Genomic DNA, 14,440 nt, shown 5'->3' with positions numbered 1-14,440 from the left:
GCCCAACATAGGGCGTTTTTGTTTAGCGGTTTTGATGGATATTTGTTATCTTTGGCGCCTAAATCTGATGTAGAAGAAATCGTTCATGAAAAATACCCTTGCTCGTGGTTTAACCAATTTATTACCTATGGTGTTGTCTATTTGGCTATTTTGGTCATTGTTTATCTCACTCGATGGCTTAGGTAAATTATTGCTTGATATTGTGGGGGTAAAAGCGGCTTTTGTTGGCGCAGGATTTTGTTTGGTGGCGAGTTTGGTGTTTGTAGCGGGATTATTATTTTCCGTTAGTCCAATTGCTTGGGTGTACGGTTGGATAGAAAACCAACTAATGAAGTTTCCTTTGTTTAAATCCGTCTATGGCAGTATTCGTGATATCGCCAGTTTAATGAACCGCGACGGCCAACCTAAAACCCAAAAAACGGTATTAGTCAAACAAGCCAATGGTAGTTTTGTCGTTGGCTTTATTATGAGTGACTTTGCACCACAACCCCTTGCCGATGCATTGCCAGAAGGTGATTGGGTGCCAGTATTATTCCAACTCAGTTACCAAATAGCTGGGGTGACAAGTTTGGTCAAACGCGACGACCTTATTTTTGTCGATTGGTCATTTGAAGATGCAATGCGCTTTAATTTAACCGCTGGAATATCGAACAGTAAAGCAGCTTAAATAGGCTGGAAGACGGTTTGAGCGATAACGCTGATAAAAGCGGTATCAAGCGGTAGCGGCGATAGCGGCGATAAAAGCGATAACAAACCTAGAGACTAGAGCGGACTGCGTCCTGCTAGTTCGCTTCGCTGCTATAAGAGCCTGTTTAAGCGGTAACGGCGATAACAAGCGATAACATGCCTAGATACTAGAGCGGACTGCGTCCTGCTAGTTCGCTTCGCTGCTATAAGAGCCAGTTGACGGTAACAATCGGTATCAAGCGATAGCGGCGATAACAAGCGATAACAAACATAGAGACTAGAGCGGACTGCGTCCTGCTAGTTCGCTTCGCTGCTATAAGAGCCAGTTGAAGGGAAACAATCGGTATCAAGCGATAGCTGCGCTAACAAGCGATAACAAACCTAGAGACTAGAGCGGACTGCGTCCTACTAGTTCGCTTCGCTGCTATAATAGCCTCTTTAAGCGGTAACAAGCGGTAACGGCGCTAATAAACGATAATGGCGATAACATGCCTAGATACTAGAGCGGACTGCGTCTTGCTAGTTTGCTTCGCTGCTATAAGAGCCCGTTTGCGGTAACAAGCGATAGCGGCGAGCGATGCGCTTGTCATCTCATTTTATTGCTTATCATCGTTTGTTACTTTGCTTGTATAGTATCTAGGCTTTAGGTGATTAGAATAAGCTAAGTGATGTTTTATCATTGCTTTGTCATTGTTAATCAGTGCTAATCACACAATAATCTTAAAATAAGATCTAGCAAACAATTGCCCCAAGCGATAACAGTGATTATCCTTGGGGTAATTTTTTTTACGAGTGATAAATTAATGTCAGCCAACGAAAGTAAATTAGATAAAGTATTAGCTGAAGCCAGAGACTACAAAGCCTCTCGTGAAAAAGGATATCGTGAGCAAGCGCTTAAGCTCTATCCTTGGGTATGTGGGCGTTGCACTAGAGAATTTACTCATAAAAATTTATCTGAATTAACTGTGCATCACCGTGATCATAATCATGACAATAACCCGTCAGATGGTACGAATTGGGAGTTGTTGTGCCTGTACTGTCACGACAATGAACATTCACGCTTTGAAGAGTTGATTCGTTACGGTAGCACTAAAGAAGCCAAACAAGATGCTGCCACTTTCAATCCGTTCGCAGACTTAAAAGCGATGATGAAGAAGTAGAGCTGAGACGGTGAAAGTCGGTAAGAACGATGACAATCGATGAAAATCGAGAACAAGCGATGGCGAGCGATAAAAAGCCTAGGAACTAGGTCGCTTCGCGGCGAGATGCTATACAGGCAATGTCAAAGCTGGTAAGAACGATAAAAATCGATAACAAGCGATGGCGAGCGGGAAACAGCCTCGGAGCTAGGTCGCTTCGCGGCGAGATGCTATACAGGCAAAGTCAAAAGCTGGTAAGAACGATAAAAATCGATAACAGGCGATGACAAGCTGGAAACCGCCTCGGAGCTAGGTCGCTTCGCGGCGAGATGCTATAAAATCAAATTCAAAAGATACAAGCTTAGGGCTAGGTCCCATCATGGAAATACTTCTGAGCTGGATCTGCTTGATGCTTTACCGTTGTTATAGAAGCGAAGCGCACTAGCTGGACGAAGTCCGCCCTAGCATCTAGGCTTGTTACCACTTGTAATCGCTTGTAATCGCTCGTTATCACATTTTATCTCAACGTTACCGCTTGATTCGCTTTTCAGCTTCCAACCATTTTGCCCGTGACAACGTTTGGTTGTTGTTGTCGCCTAAATACAGCTGTTTTCTGCCTTCTAAACTATCAAAAATTTGTTTCTTACGTTCTTCACTGGCTTGTGACCACGTTACAATTTCATCAATGTGACGAAAACAGCCCATACAATAATCGTCAGCATTTAAGCCACAACGGGCGACACAAGGTGAGTGCATAGTTTACAATTCCAGTTCGGTGATTTAATGACTCGCATCCTATCATTTCAATCGGCTAAGGTTAACTACAAGTCTCAATATGTCCGTAATCAAATATCAACAGACCTTTAATGCCATAGACTCACTTCTTGAGGCTCTAAAACCCTTATGGCAGCTGGTCGCGTTTGAGTGTGACCACTTACCTTGGCAGCACGATTTCCCACAATTAGCCCAAAAGGTGTGGCAACTTGATGATGTAGAAATTGATACTATTGATATGGATCAGCAACAGCTTGTAGAGTCGTTGTTGCCAAGTCTGATTCGCGATATCAAGCAAAGCAAACTGCCGCAGGTTGATCAGTTAATTAGCCAATTAAGCTTGTTAGTCATCACTTTGCCTACAAGTACGATTAACAGTGACGATGCTCAAGCTGTTTCTGACACTGAAACACTCGTGAATGATCACCTAAATAGCGATTCAGCGCATTTTAGTGCCCATATTAAAGGTCGAAAGTGGCAACAGATTACCGCGTTCTCGGAGCAAGTTGATCCACAATCTCAACCCCAACTACCTCGGTTACCTATTTTAGAGTGGTGTGCTGGTAAAGGGCATTTGGGCCGCTTGGTGGCTAAGCAGCAAAATGTTGAGGTAACAAGTATTGAGTGGCAAGCGAGTTTATGCTCACAAGGCCAGGTTTTTGCAAAACAATGGCAATTACCGCAAACTTTTATTTGTGCCGATGCTTTTGCGCCAATCGACCCAGGTAAACCGCTTTTGTTAATTGATCAACATGCAATCGCATTGCACGCCTGTGGTGATTTACACATTCGTTTACTCCAACTCGCAGTATCGGCAGGCACTCGGGTGATGTCTATTTCACCCTGCTGTTATCATTTGATTGAACATACACATTATCAACCGCTATCGGCCTTAGCCAAAGTCAGTGCGGTCAAACTGTCAAAGCATGACTTACAGCTGCCATTGCAACAAAGCGTTATTGCAGGCACCAAAAAACAAACATTACGCAATCAAGAGATATCATGGCGCTTAGGTTTTGACAGTTTGCAACGAGAAATTCGCGGCATCGATGCTTATTTATCGGTGCCGACCATTAAAAAAAGCCAGCTTAGTGGCAGTTTTAGCGACTTTTGCCAATGGGCTGCAAATCAAAAGCATTTAGTTATATCCAGTGAGATTAATTTGAGCCATTATTTGCACCGCGGAATTGAGCGACAACGGCTTACTAAGCGAATAGATTTAGTGGCCCATCTATTTCGCCGAGCTTTGGAGCATTGGCTGTTGCTCGATCGAGTGTGTTTTTTACAAGAGCAGGGATATCAAGTGGCGTTGACTGAATTTTGTGCAAACAGTGTTACACCACGAAATGCGATGATCCAAGCAATTAAAACAAACTAATAGCAGCCTTTGTCACAAAACTGTAAATTAAACCTTTGTTTATACTAGTCTATTTGCCCTAAAACTGTGAAAATCAACAAACTAGTTAATCAAATAATAAAATCTAACCACAATATATTATCCAAATTACCGCATTAGCTTGCTGTTTTTGATTGAATAATTAAGCCATTCTTGTTCAAATGGCGGGTTAATAACGAATAACAACTATTCTAGTGGCTTTTGTGCTTGCTAGAGCGAAGCGAATTATACGGTTTAATGAAATATTCACGCGTCTTTATCAATAGTCTGGCTTATGAGCTAGCACCCCAAGTAGTGTCGAGTAGCGATTTAGAATCTCGCTTGGCCCCGCTTTATCAAAAGTTTCGTATTCCTATGGGGCAACTTGCCGCATTAACCGGAATTACCGAGCGTCGTTGGTGGCCTAAAGGTCATCGTTTATCAGACGGCGCTATTGCTGCTGCACGTAAAGCCGTGAATGAAACCGGTATTAATGTCAGCGACTTAGGTGCTGTGGTTTACACGGGTGTGTGCCGTGACCAACACGAACCAGCAACCGCTTGCCGTATTGCTGCCGAACTTGGCGTGTCTAAAGACACAGCCATTTACGACATCAGCAATGCTTGTTTAGGGGTGTTGTCGGGTATTTTAGATATTGCCAATCGTATTGAACTTGGGCAAATCAAAGCCGGCATGGTTGTGTCGTGCGAATCTGCACGAGATATCGTTGATGCCACCATCGATCACATGCTAGCCGAACCGACAATGCAGAATTTTGCTCAGTCATTGGCTACGTTAACCGGTGGTTCAGGTGCGGTAGCAGTCATTTTAACCGATGGCACTTTGCCACTCACCACCACGCGTCAGCATCAGTTATTAGGCGCCAGTCATTTGTCTGCACCAGAGCACCACCAATTGTGTCAGTGGGGCCTACAAGAAGCAGGGCACTTATTGTATCGCGAGTTTATGCGTACCGATGCAGTTACCTTGCTCAAAGAAGGCGTAGAGCTTGCTAAGCACACTTGGGAGCATTTCCTAGAGCAGCGTGATTGGGTTGTTGAGCAAGTTGATAAAGTGATTTGTCACCAAGTGGGCGCATCAAACCGCCGACAAGTGCTAAATGCATTAAACATCCCCCACGAAAAAGAATATCCCACCTATCAAACCTTAGGCAACATGGGCACGGTTTCATTACCGGTTACTGCTGCAATTGCCCACGATGAAGGTTTTTTACGTGTTGGCGACCAAGTCAGCTTTTTAGGGATAGGCAGTGGTTTGAACTGCATGATGTTAGGAATTAAGTGGTAAGCCTTGGGCTGCACTGAATTTTTGCATATCATTATAAAAATAGTTAACAGGATGCATCATGCTAGACAACTTACTGCCATTTAAAAGTCATTATTTAGACCGTAACGGCAATAAACTACATTACATAAACGAAGGCCAAGGCGAGCCAGTCGTTATGGTGCACGGTAATCCTAGTTGGAGTTACTACTACCGTAATTTAGTTAGCGCGTTGAGCGATCAGCATCAGTGTATTGTGCCAGACCATATTGGTTGCGGCTTATCAGACAAACCCGATGATCCACAATACGATTACACCCTAAAAAACCGTATTGATGATTTAGAAGCCTTGCTAGACAGCCTTGATGTAAAACAACACATCACCCTCGTGGTACACGACTGGGGCGGTATGATTGGAATGGGCTTTGCGGCTCGTCATCCTGAGCGTATTAAACGCATTGTGTGTTTAAACACTGCCGCGTTTCATCTTCCTAAAACCAAACCGTTTCCTTGGGCATTATGGATTTGCCGCGAAACCTTACTCGGCACCTTGTTAGTCCGTGGTTTAAATGCATTTTCATCAGCAGCCTCGTATGTGGGTGTTAAACGTAAACCCATGTCTAAAGAAGTGCGTGAAGCTTATGTAGCGCCATTTGATTCTTGGAAAAACCGTATTTCGACACTACGCTTTGTCCAAGACATTCCACTCAAACCTGGCGACAGAAACTACGACTTAGTGACTAGCATTGGCGATAGCTTAAGCGAGTTTGCTGACGTACCGACGTTGATTTGTTTTGGTTTACAAGATTTTGTGTTTGATAAGTATTTTTTAGAAGAATGGCGACAGCGAATGCCTCACGCCACGGTGCACGAGTTTGCTGACTGCGGTCATTACATTCTTGAAGATGCCAGCGACGAAGTGATTGGCTTAATTAAAGACTTTATCGCAAAAAATTAATTACACCCTAAAAGGCTCATTTGAGCCTTTTAGCTATTTAACCGTTTAAAATTATCTATATATTGGCGTTATTGTTAGCCAGCATATATGCGTTATTCACATTAGCCCAAAATGAAGCCACATGACCAAAACCTCTACACTTGCTAATGCCAATATCTGTCAGCACCTTAAAACGGCTGCGCAAACTATGCCTGCCGGTCTTGCAGTTGCTGTGCAGCACGCTAAGCAAGGTAAATTCAGTTATCAAGAAATCGACTTTGTGACCTTACACCAACAATCGGACATGATTGCTAAAGGGCTCATTCAGTACGGTATCAAGCGCGGCATGAAAGCCGTGTTAATGGTCACCCCAAGCATTGAGTTTTTCTCGTTAACATTTGCCTTGTTCAAAGCAGGTATTATCCCCATTTTAGTTGACCCAGGTATGGGCATCAAAAATCTTAAACAGTGTTTTGCAGAGTCGCAACCAGATGCCTTTATCGGCATACCTAAAGCGCATATTGCTAGGCGGGTGCTTGGGTGGGGCAAAAGCAGTGTTAAACAGGTAATTAATGTCGGTGGTTCAGGCATTGAACGTTGGTTAACAAATGCCACAAGTTTAGAAACTATTACCGAAATAGGCCGAAATGAGGCTTATCCTTTTGAAATGGCCCTGCTAAAGCCAGATGATATGGCCGCTATTTTGTTTACCAGTGGTAGCACCGGTACTCCCAAAGGCGTGGTGTACAGCCATGCCATGTTTGAAGCGCAAATAAGCGCACTTAAACACGATTACGGTATTGCACCTGGCGAGCGAGACTTAGCGACTTTTCCGCTGTTTTCATTATTTGGCCCTGCATTAGGCATGGCATCCATTGTGCCAGACATGGATGCGAGTAAACCAATCACCGCCAACCCTGCGCATTTGTTTGCCGCAATCGATCAATATCAATGCAGCAACATGTTTGTTAATCCTGCCTTGTTAGAGCGATTAGGTCTAGCTGGTGAGCAGAGCCAACATAAACTCACTAGCGTTAAGCGAGTGATATCAGCGGGTGCTCCGGCAACGATTAGCTCAATCAAGCGCTTTAGCAACATGCTTAACCCACAAGTTGAAGTGCTTAACTCTTATGGTGCGACAGAGTCGTTACCCATCAGTATGATTGGTAGCCACGCGTTATTTAATACCAGTCAACAGACCGATCAAGGTAAAGGCATTTGTGTCGGTAAACCGATATCGTCGGTGAGCGTTGATATTATTGCGATTACAGATAAGCCTCAACCTCTTTGGGTCGATGTTAAAAAACTTGTCGCTAACGAAATTGGCGAAATTGTCGTGAGCGGCCCAATGGTTAGCCAAGCCTATTATCAACGTCAACATGCCACTGAATTAGCTAAAATACACGACGGTGAACACGTTAAGCACCGCATGGGAGATGTGGGTTATCTTGATGATAATGGCTTATTGTGGATGTGTGGTCGTAAAGGCCATATTGTTGATGCCACGCGCGGTAAGCAAAAATTAAAGCGCTTTTATACACTGCCCTGTGAGCGAGTGTTTAATACTCATACTCAAGTCAAACGTTCTGCCATTGTTGGCGTTAATGTGGGTGGGGACGTTGTGCCAGTTATGTGTATCGAATTGCAAAAAGATATTGTTTGCTCAACGGCTAAAGCCCTTTATCAAGAGTTAATAGAATTAGCCGAGCAGTATCCACATACGCAAGGTATTGGTCGTTTTTTAATTCATCCCGACTTCCCTGTAGATGTACGCCATAATGCTAAAATCTTCAGAGAAAAGCTCGCTGTTTGGGCACAAAAGCAGTGGAAAGAATAAGGCCGTACTTAGACTGTAGTAAGGCCGCTGTACTTAGACCGTAGTAAGGCAGTCATTCAGCAATGATAAGTCTCACCATAACGTAATAATACGGCCGGCCCTAAAGTAACAACAAGGTATTAATAATGAAGCTGACAGACTTACATCCCCTAGAGCAAGCCGCACTTAAACAATTAGCGCTATCGGTCAACAAAGTGTTTGTGACCGGTGCAGGCGGCTTTTTAGGGTTTGCTATTTGTCAGCGTTTATTGGCCGTAGGTATTGAGGTGGTGGGTTTTGCTAGAGGATATTATCCTAAGCTTGTTGAGCTTGGTGTTGATATGCGTCAAGGTGATATCAGCGACTTTGACACGGTAAAACAGGCAATGCAAGATTGTGATTTAGTGTTTCATGTAGCATCAAAGGCAGGCGTGTGGGGTAGTAAGCAAAGTTATTACTCGCCTAATGTTGATGGCGCAAATAATATTATTAATGCCTGTAAAGCGCTTAATATACAACGTTTAGTGTACACCAGTACTCCAAGCGTAACCTTTGCAGGACGAGACGAAAACGGCATTAATGAGTCAGCACCTTACGCTGCTGAGTACCTCAATTATTATGGTGAGTCTAAAGCTATTGCCGAACAAAACGTGCTTGCCGCTAATTCTGCTCAACTTCGAACTACCGCCTTACGGCCACATTTAATTTGGGGGCCAAACGATCCTCACCTGGTACCTCGAGTGATTGAACGTGCTAAAGCAGGGCGATTAAAGCTAGTGGGAAATGAAGATAAACTGGTCGATACCATTTATGTTGATAACGCCGCCTACGCCCATATTTTGGCTGCAGTAGACTTAATAGCAGACGCTAAATGCGCCGGTAAAGCGTATTTTTTAAGTAATGATCAACCTATTACCATGGCAGACATGCTTAATCGCATTTTAGCGTGTGTCGACTTACCGCCCGTGACCAAACGTGTACCAACGCGTGTCGCTTACACCGCAGGTGTTGTACTTGAATTTGTTTATGGTTTGTTTAATAAACAGCAAGAGCCCATTATGACTCGCTTTGTAGCAAGGCAACTGTCGACCAGCCATTACTTTGACATTGGCGCAGCAAAACAAGACTTAGGCTACCAGCCGCTGGTGAGTATCGACCAAGGAATGCTTAAACTGAAGCAATCTTTGTCGAACTAATTGCCTTGCTGTCACACATCTTCCGTGTGCATTTACTGGACTCACATATGTGATTTAAACGATGTAAACAGCTGTTTGTAAAATTGTTTTTACATCACTTCGTGGGTTATTTTTCAACAATCACTTGGTTATATTTTATTCCACTGTATCTTAAATTCCGACCACCACAACAATAACCCCAAAGAGGGTAACAACTCATAACAAGGTGGCGCAGGGAGAAGCAATGCAAGATAACAATCAGGGTAAATGGAACTTAGCCACATTAGCCATTCATGGCGGACATCAACGCGAAGCCTTTGGCTCACTCACCACACCTTTGTATCAAACTGCCACCTTTGTATTTGATACAGCCGAGCAGGGCGGAGCACGTTTTGCCGGAGAAGAACCGGGTTATATTTATACTCGTCTCGGTAACCCAACCACCGGAGAGCTTGAGCGTAAAATGGCGCTGCTAGAAGGCGCAGAAGACGCAGCTGCAACCGCATCTGGCATGGCGGCAGTATCAAGTGCATTATTAACTCATTTGCATGCAGGCGATCACTTAATCGCATCAAAAGCTGTTTATGGTTGTACCTTCGCGCTGATGACCACTCAGCTAACCCGCTTAGGCATTACATCAACATTGGTCGATTTTTCCGACATAGCTGCAATCGAAGCCGCCATCAAACCAAACACCAAAGTGTTGTTTTGCGAAACACCAGTAAATCCACATTTACAAGTATTCGATCTTGCTGCTATGGCCAAAGTAGCTAAAGCACATAATCTAGTTTCAATCGTCGACAACACCTTTATGACACCACTATTGCAGCAACCACTAGCGTTAGGCATTGACATGGTGATCCACAGTGCCACCAAGTATTTAAATGGCCACGGTGATGTTATCGCAGGTATTGTGTGCGGCAATGCAGAGCACATGCACAGATTGAAATACGAAATCCTAAAAGACTTCGGTGGCGTGATTTCACCTCACGATGCATGGTTAATTTTACGCGGTTTAAAAACCCTAGACGTACGGTTAACTCGTCACTGCGACAATGCAGAAGTGTTAGCTGAATTTTTAGATAAACACCCTAAATTCAGCCAGGTCTTTTACCCAGGCTTAGAACACCACCAAGGTCATCGTTTCATCGGCAACCAAATGAAGCGCGCTGGCGGTGTCATCGCATTCGAATTGGCGGGTGATAAGCAAGACGCAATCAACTTTGTTAATCGTTTAAAGTTATTCACTATCGCCGTAAGCTTAGGTGACGCAGAATCGCTGATCCAACACCCTGCATCAATGACCCATTCCCCTTACACCCCAGAAGCCCGACTAGCTGCAGGCATTACCGACAACTTACTGCGTATCTCAGTCGGATTAGAGAATGTAGAAGATCTTATCGCGGATATAGAACAAGCGTTAGCTTAAAACTAAGGATTAAAATAATATGCTGCGCTTAAGTTAAGTTTGTAGCATTTTTTTGAAAAAATCTTATATAGGTCTCTAATACTTCGCTGTTAGTACCTATCAATCGTTAAAGATGAATATCGCTTTGGCTTTGAAGCTCTGAACTAATTTACCTTTTCCACTAAATGACATCAGCTTGAAGTTTTCCGTTATCGATACTCACATCAACGCTTTTCCTTTAAGCAGTTTACGCAGCCACATTCTGTTGGGGCTAAGCAGTGCTTGTAGCTCTATGCTTAATGGTGACAGTTCACCGCATAGGTTTGCTGCTAAGCATTCGGCAACTAGCGGACCTGAGCTTAGGCCGCGTGAGCCTAGTCCTCCTAACACATATAATCCGTCATAAATTGGTGCTGGTGTTATTTGCCAATAACGCTGCCATAGACTGGGTTTGTCTTTCGATTGCTGCTGAACAGCATAGCGTGTAAATAACGCTTCAACATCAGGTGCGCAACCCATTACTGGGAAGTGATCGCGACTGACCATCCTTACGCCGACTCTGGCGTCATTGTTTGAAACATCAATATCGTTAGGCCAGTTTGAATTTGGAAAGCTTTGTTGCATTTTTTGGCTGTTTTCATGCTGCTCTATCGGGCAAAAATCAAGATGCTGTGGGTCTTTTACATAACTTGCTCCAACGCAATGCAGTTGGTTATGTTGTGGCGTTAAATAACCATTGGCGCAGATAACAGTATTAAGTTGTGCCAGTTCACCTTGTGGCGGTACATGGCTAACTTGACCTCTAAAACCAGTGATTTGCAGGTTTTTTGTCTGTTTATACTGGGTAAGTTGAGCTCCAGAGGCGATGACGACCTGTTCGTGGGTTGCTATAGGGGTATTATTCCCGGCACTAAACAGTTGCCAGCCTGATGAGTGTGATTCAAGTGAGCTAATATCGCTATTATAAATAACGCGAACCTTGGTTAATGTTTGTGCTTTGGCAATGCTAGCTTGTGCGAATTCAAACGGACAAGCCCAGCCTCCTAATGGGTAGTAAAAGCCAGATTTATCAATCTCGACGTTAGCAAGTCGTGTGGCTTGGTTTGGACTTACTGCAAAAGCAATTTCAGTTGGCCATGCTTGGCCATCAATAATTTTATCCAATCTTGTTTGGCTACGTTGATCGAAACCTGTATGTAATACACCGCAACACTCATGTCCTATTTCATATCCATTATCAACTAATGCCTGAATTCTGCGTCGACTGTATAGGAAGGCTTGTTGGAAAAATTGGCTTAGCGATCCATTTTCTGGCGTAAGTAAGGGATAAATGGCACCTTGTTTGTTACCAGATGCGCCTTGTCCTAATGTGTCATCTTTGCAATAAATAATCACATCTTTGCCGCGCTCAGCCAGAGATAAAGCAAGACTTGCAGAAGCGATACCGCCCCCTATAATAGCTATAGGGCTGTTGTTATTAGAATGTAACGGTGGCAATGGGTTATAAGCAAACTGTTGCTGTAGTTGTTGTCTTAGTGCGTTACGTTCTGCTATAGCAATGTCATCATTGGATTTTGATGATGTGGTTGATAAAAAACCGCATAGTGCTAGTTGCTTTTTGATAGCCGGAGCGACATCGGTATCATTTGTGCTGGCTGCTAAAAATGTTGCATTATCAACACTGAGCCGACCATATTGCCAAAGTGAACTTTGATTAAAATAATGATCTGAATAAGCCTCTTGGTTCGTATGGGGTAGGGCAAACCAATGTGTTATCCTTTGTTTACTAGGCGTGGCAACGACTTTGGCTTGCGCTAGTGGCGAGCCTTGATACAGGTCTATGATAAGTTGGTTTTGAAGTAGGCCTAGCCGCTGACAACCTTCGATGGCTGCAATTTCACCATTGAGTAGTGCTTGGGTAAAATCGAATAAATGATGGTCTGAATTAAGTAGCCCTTGTTGTTGCCATTTGTATTCTAGTTGCTTACGATTTACTGGGCTTTGTTCAAATACACTGATGTGAATTCGAGTTTTTTGCTGTTTCAAAGGGTTTTGCAGGTTAGCCTCTTGCAAGGCTGCCAGTAATAGTATTATTTCGTGGCCATCGCCAAAACCGAGTTGGCCTAGCGTTAATAAATGTGGTTGAGTATTTGTGGCTGCTATTTTATCGTCACCGCTTTGCAATACTTCGGCGATATACTGCTTAAAAATATGGAGATATCGGCTATTTTGATTGACGTTGTTGCCCAGTAATTCACAAATATGCAACTCGTGTAAATTCGGGGATACAGATAATAAAGGTGTTTTATTCAAAATATTTTACTCAGGGCCGATAACTTGGCATTATTTTACCTGCGTTTATGGAAAGCTGACCACTTAATTGCTTCAAAGCAGCTATGATTGCCGCAATTAAGTACCGACATGTACCAAATGGATAGCATAAAAATGAAAAGAGTCGTGATCACCGGAATGGGTGTTGTTTCAAGTATCGGTAATAACAAGCTAGAAGTGACTGATTCACTTAAAGCGGGTCGTAGCGGTATTACTCACTCGGCACAGTTTGAAGAAATGCAATTACGTAGCAAAGTTTGGGGTGACATTAAAATGAACCCAGCTGATCATATCGATCGTAAAGCACTACGCTTTATGGGCGATGCTGCTGCATATGCTTACATTGCTATGCAGGAAGCGATTGCTGACGCTAACTTAACAGAAGAGCAATATTCTAATTTCCGTGTCGGCTTGATTGCTGGAACGGGTGGCGCATCTTCAAAAAACCAAGTTCAGGCTGCTGATACACTTCGTGAAAAAGGTGTTAAGCGTGTAGGCCCTTATATAGTGCCTCGTATTATGTCGAGTACTGCAAGTGCTTGCTTGGCGACACCATTTAAAATTAAAGGCACGAGCTATTCAATCAGTTCAGCTTGTGCCACTTCAGCTCATTGTATTGGCCATGCCGTTGAACTTATCCAAATGGGTAAGCAAGATATGGTTTTTGCTGGCGGTGCTGAAGAAGTCGATTGGACACTCACTATGGGCTTTGATGCTATGGGAGCACTATCGACTAAGTACAATGACACGCCTGAAAAAGCGTCTCGTACTTATGATGCCGATCGTGATGGTTTTGTTATTTCTGGCGGCGGCGGTATCGTTGTTGTTGAAGAATTAGAACATGCCTTAGCACGTGGTGCGAAGATTTATGCTGAGATTGTTGGTTATGGTGCCACATCTGATGGCTACGACATGGTTGCTCCGTCTGGAGAAGGTGCCGTACGTTGTATGCAGATGGCATTAGCTGATGTCGATACACCAGTTGATTACATCAACACTCATGGTACTTCTACTCCTGTAGGTGACATGCGTGAACTTGAAGCATTGCGCGAAGTGTTTGGCGATAACATGCCTCCTATCGCATCAACTAAATCAATGACAGGCCATGCTTTAGGTGCTGCGGGTGTTCATGAAGCGATTTACAGCTTAATCATGATGGAAGACAGTTTTATTGCTCCAAGCATTAACATTGACAACCTAGATGAAAAAGCAACTGGCATGCCAGTAGTTCGTGAAATGCGCAAAGCAGAATTGAACACCATCATGAGCAATAGCTTTGGTTTTGGTGGCACTAACGCAACGTTAGTCATGCGTAAATATAAAGCATAAAACCTCATTAGTGGGGCAACCCGCGAATGATTTGAAAGCCAGCATCGGAAACGATACTGGCTTTTTTATTGCCTTTTGCATAGAGAAAAAGCGATAACAGGCGGTAACAAGCGATTACAAGCGAACGCTGCGCTTATGGAAAGACTAAATGCCTAGATGCTAGTTCGCTTTGCGGCTAGAAGCTA

At 43.6% G+C, this 14,440-nt stretch carries 11 protein-coding genes; 9 read left to right on the top strand and 2 right to left on the bottom strand.

What is annotated here, in order from left to right; translation table 11 throughout:
* The first annotated feature begins 85 nt into the window (after positions 1-85).
* Both GUY17_RS13540 and GUY17_RS13535 read left to right on the top strand, forming a co-directional pair.
* On the top strand, positions 86-667 hold the full coding sequence (locus GUY17_RS13540) for a DUF502 domain-containing protein (RefSeq protein WP_162023450.1): 582 nt from the start codon (positions 86-88) through the stop codon (positions 665-667).
* An 823-nt stretch (positions 668-1,490) separates the two neighbouring features.
* The gene (locus GUY17_RS13535) at positions 1,491-1,847 is read left to right on the top strand and encodes a YajD family HNH nuclease (protein WP_041413485.1); all 357 of its coding nucleotides are present in this window, start codon (positions 1,491-1,493) and stop codon (positions 1,845-1,847) included.
* A gap of 507 nt (positions 1,848-2,354) precedes the next feature.
* Here GUY17_RS13535 and GUY17_RS13530 read toward each other — a convergent pair.
* Positions 2,355-2,582: a DUF1289 domain-containing protein gene (locus tag GUY17_RS13530; protein WP_101086709.1), complete on the bottom strand. Its 228-nt coding sequence runs from the start codon at positions 2,580-2,582 to the stop codon at positions 2,355-2,357.
* A 79-nt stretch (positions 2,583-2,661) separates the two neighbouring features.
* Here GUY17_RS13530 and GUY17_RS13525 point away from each other — a divergent pair, with 79 nt between their 5' ends.
* The 6 genes from GUY17_RS13525 to megL all read left to right on the top strand — a co-directional run bounded on the left by GUY17_RS13525 (position 2,662) and on the right by megL (position 10,616).
* Entirely contained in the window at positions 2,662-3,978 is a 1,317-nt protein-coding gene (locus GUY17_RS13525) for a methyltransferase (protein WP_101086710.1), read from the top strand.
* A gap of 255 nt (positions 3,979-4,233) precedes the next feature.
* Positions 4,234-5,283 carry a 3-oxoacyl-ACP synthase III gene (locus GUY17_RS13520; RefSeq protein WP_101086711.1) on the top strand — a complete coding sequence of 350 codons (1,050 nt, stop codon included), beginning with the start codon at positions 4,234-4,236 and terminating at the stop codon, positions 5,281-5,283.
* 58 nt (positions 5,284-5,341) lie between these two features.
* A complete protein-coding gene (locus tag GUY17_RS13515; RefSeq protein WP_162023449.1) occupies positions 5,342-6,217 on the top strand; it encodes an alpha/beta fold hydrolase in 876 nt (291 codons plus the stop codon).
* 121 nt (positions 6,218-6,338) lie between these two features.
* Entirely contained in the window at positions 6,339-8,033 is a 1,695-nt protein-coding gene (gene oleC, locus GUY17_RS13510) for an olefin beta-lactone synthetase (RefSeq protein ID WP_162023448.1), read from the top strand.
* Between the two features lie 125 nt (positions 8,034-8,158).
* Positions 8,159-9,208 carry a 2-alkyl-3-oxoalkanoate reductase gene (oleD, locus tag GUY17_RS13505; RefSeq protein WP_162023447.1) on the top strand — a complete coding sequence of 350 codons (1,050 nt, stop codon included), beginning with the start codon at positions 8,159-8,161 and terminating at the stop codon, positions 9,206-9,208.
* A 223-nt stretch (positions 9,209-9,431) separates the two neighbouring features.
* The gene (megL, locus tag GUY17_RS13500; protein WP_101086715.1) at positions 9,432-10,616 is read left to right on the top strand and encodes a methionine gamma-lyase; all 1,185 of its coding nucleotides are present in this window, start codon (positions 9,432-9,434) and stop codon (positions 10,614-10,616) included.
* Positions 10,617-10,814: 198 nt separating this feature from the next.
* On the opposite strand, the gene mnmC is transcribed toward megL, so the two are convergent.
* Entirely contained in the window at positions 10,815-12,908 is a 2,094-nt protein-coding gene (gene mnmC, locus GUY17_RS13495) for an FAD-dependent 5-carboxymethylaminomethyl-2-thiouridine(34) oxidoreductase MnmC (RefSeq protein WP_254439825.1), read from the bottom strand.
* Positions 12,909-13,040: 132 nt separating this feature from the next.
* Between mnmC and fabB the strand changes: the two genes are divergently transcribed.
* On the top strand, positions 13,041-14,255 hold the full coding sequence (gene fabB, locus GUY17_RS13490) for a beta-ketoacyl-ACP synthase I (RefSeq protein WP_162024366.1): 1,215 nt from the start codon (positions 13,041-13,043) through the stop codon (positions 14,253-14,255).
* Positions 14,256-14,440 lie beyond the last annotated feature (185 nt).

Source organism: Shewanella sp. Arc9-LZ (assembly GCF_010092445.1).
In the GTDB taxonomy this organism is placed as follows: domain Bacteria; phylum Pseudomonadota; class Gammaproteobacteria; order Enterobacterales; family Shewanellaceae; genus Shewanella.
The sequence above is the reverse complement of the archived record's forward strand: the minus strand, read 5'-3'. Positions and strand labels throughout refer to the sequence as shown.

What these genes read in the sequence shown, in the direction of transcription:
- GUY17_RS13520 (WP_101086711.1), top strand. Translation starts at nt 4,234, where the DNA reads ATGAAATATTCACGCGTCTTTATCAATAGTCTGGCTTATGAGCTAGCA.
- GUY17_RS13540 (WP_162023450.1), top strand. Translation starts at nt 86, where the DNA reads ATGAAAAATACCCTTGCTCGTGGTTTAACCAATTTATTACCTATGGTG.
- GUY17_RS13515 (WP_162023449.1), top strand. Translation starts at nt 5,342, where the DNA reads ATGCTAGACAACTTACTGCCATTTAAAAGTCATTATTTAGACCGTAAC.
- megL (WP_101086715.1), top strand. Translation starts at nt 9,432, where the DNA reads ATGCAAGATAACAATCAGGGTAAATGGAACTTAGCCACATTAGCCATT.
- GUY17_RS13525 (WP_101086710.1), top strand. Translation starts at nt 2,662, where the DNA reads ATGTCCGTAATCAAATATCAACAGACCTTTAATGCCATAGACTCACTT.
- oleD (WP_162023447.1), top strand. Translation starts at nt 8,159, where the DNA reads ATGAAGCTGACAGACTTACATCCCCTAGAGCAAGCCGCACTTAAACAA.
- fabB (WP_162024366.1), top strand. Translation starts at nt 13,041, where the DNA reads ATGAAAAGAGTCGTGATCACCGGAATGGGTGTTGTTTCAAGTATCGGT.
- GUY17_RS13530 (WP_101086709.1), bottom strand. Translation starts at nt 2,582, where the DNA reads ATGCACTCACCTTGTGTCGCCCGTTGTGGCTTAAATGCTGACGATTAT.
- GUY17_RS13535 (WP_041413485.1), top strand. Translation starts at nt 1,491, where the DNA reads ATGTCAGCCAACGAAAGTAAATTAGATAAAGTATTAGCTGAAGCCAGA.
- oleC (WP_162023448.1), top strand. Translation starts at nt 6,339, where the DNA reads ATGACCAAAACCTCTACACTTGCTAATGCCAATATCTGTCAGCACCTT.